The organism is Sedimentibacter hydroxybenzoicus DSM 7310 (assembly GCF_013403245.1).
Lineage (GTDB): Bacteria > Bacillota > Clostridia > Tissierellales > Sedimentibacteraceae > Sedimentibacter > Sedimentibacter hydroxybenzoicus.
Genome location: NZ_JACBNQ010000058.1, coordinates 1 through 1,633, shown reverse-complemented (window position 1 = coordinate 1,633; position 1,633 = coordinate 1). Strand labels below are relative to the sequence as shown.

Sequence of the window (1,633 nt, the reverse complement as noted above, 5' to 3'; positions counted from 1 at the left end):
TCAGGTTATTGACAAACCCGCTAAAAATTAGCGGGTTTTCATAATAATTAAGGAAAGACACATGAAAAATCAATCTTTTTTTAAAAAACATTGAAATAAGAAAAACCATTAAAATTCCAACAAAAACATATGAAATCGTGTGAATATCCACCCAGTATGGTGGCTATTTTTTTGATATTGTATGCCGCTGCTGTCAGCAAGCATTGCTCTTTCATTTTCTCGATTCCCCTGAACCGAGCATAGCGAAATCCGTGCAATTCTTTCAAATCTGCGAATGCACGTTCTATTGTTTCTTTCCTTCTTTTGTAGATTCTTTTACCTAATTCGGTTTTTTCTTTGAATCTATCTATTTCTGTTAAATATTCCTGCCATACATGTCTTCTTATTGTCCTGATAGTTTGTTTATCATATATGCACTTTTCCCGTATTGAACATTCTTTGCATATGTTCTTTTGGCTCCTATATTCTTTGTACCCTTCTCTTGTTGTTGTTTTGTAGTTTAAACTATTACCCTGTGGACAAATATATATATCATGTTCTTCTATGTATACAAAATTTAATTTGCTCATTTTACCTTTTGGCTTTGGACCAAGCCGTTTTGCTATTGATGCTGTAATACCTAATTCTTTTAATCCTTTTGCTATGGCTGCTGTGTAATATCCTGCATCTGCTCCTACATATTTCACTTTGTATTTTTCTTTTAATCTTTCTACTATTCCTAAAAACGGTACTGCATCATTTATTGCTGCTGTTGTTGGTAATACACTTGCTATTAAGTTGTTTTCTCCATCTACTGCCATATGATTTAAGTAAAAGAATCCTTTTGGCTTTTTATCTCTGAACATATATCCACTATCAGGATCTGTTGTGCTTACTTTTCTGTTTTTTACTTCCGTAGTTTTTTTGTTTTTTTTTAACTCTCTTTGACCATGAACTTCTCTTGCTCCTGTCACAGCTTTTTCTAATTCATCTATGTATTCCGGAAGTGCAACTTCTACTTGTTCATTTGTGAATTTCCCTATATTTGCATTTGCCTTAATATGTGTTGAATCTACATACATTACTTTTCCGGTTATTAATTTATGCTTGATTGCCTGTTCTACTATATTATCAAATATTTTTTCAAATATATCTGTACCTGTAAATCTTCTCCTTCTGTTTTGACTTATTGTACTGGCATCTGGTATCTTATCTTCTAATCCATATCCTAAAAACCATCTGTATGCAACATTATGGTGTATTTCTTCTATTAATCTTCTCTCTGATCTTATTCCAAACAGGTATCCTATTAATATTATTTTAAACAAAACTACAGGGTCTATTGAAGGTCTTCCATTATCTAAGCAATATTTATCTTCTACTATGTCATAAATGAAATTGAAGTCTATATGTTCATCTATTCTTCTAAGTATATGATCTTTTTTTACTAAATTCTCTATCAACACAAGTTCTACTTTTGGCTGATTTTCATTGTTTTTAGTTAACATTCCTTTTTCTCCCTTGTTTTATTTTTATATTTCTATTATATCATATTTTATATCAAAAAAACAGAGAAACTGTTGGTTTTCCAACTGTTTCTCTGTTAAGTTTTCGTAATTTTTGTTACTTGCTGCTGACTTTGTCAGCAGTCTGA

The 1,633-nt window shown here is 31.1% G+C and carries 1 protein-coding gene; it reads right to left on the bottom strand.

Features of this window, described 5'->3' with window-relative positions; genetic code table 11:
- Positions 1-80: 80 nt before the first annotated feature.
- Positions 81-1,487, bottom strand: coding sequence for an IS1182 family transposase (locus tag HZF24_RS18625; RefSeq protein ID WP_179239883.1), 1,407 nt, complete (start codon positions 1,485-1,487; stop codon positions 81-83).
- Positions 1,488-1,633: the final 146 nt, after the last annotated feature.

Bases quoted from the DNA above. Each gene is read 5' to 3' on its own strand.
- HZF24_RS18625 (WP_179239883.1), bottom strand. From the start codon at position 1,487: ATGTTAACTAAAAACAATGAAAATCAGCCAAAAGTAGAACTTGTGTTG.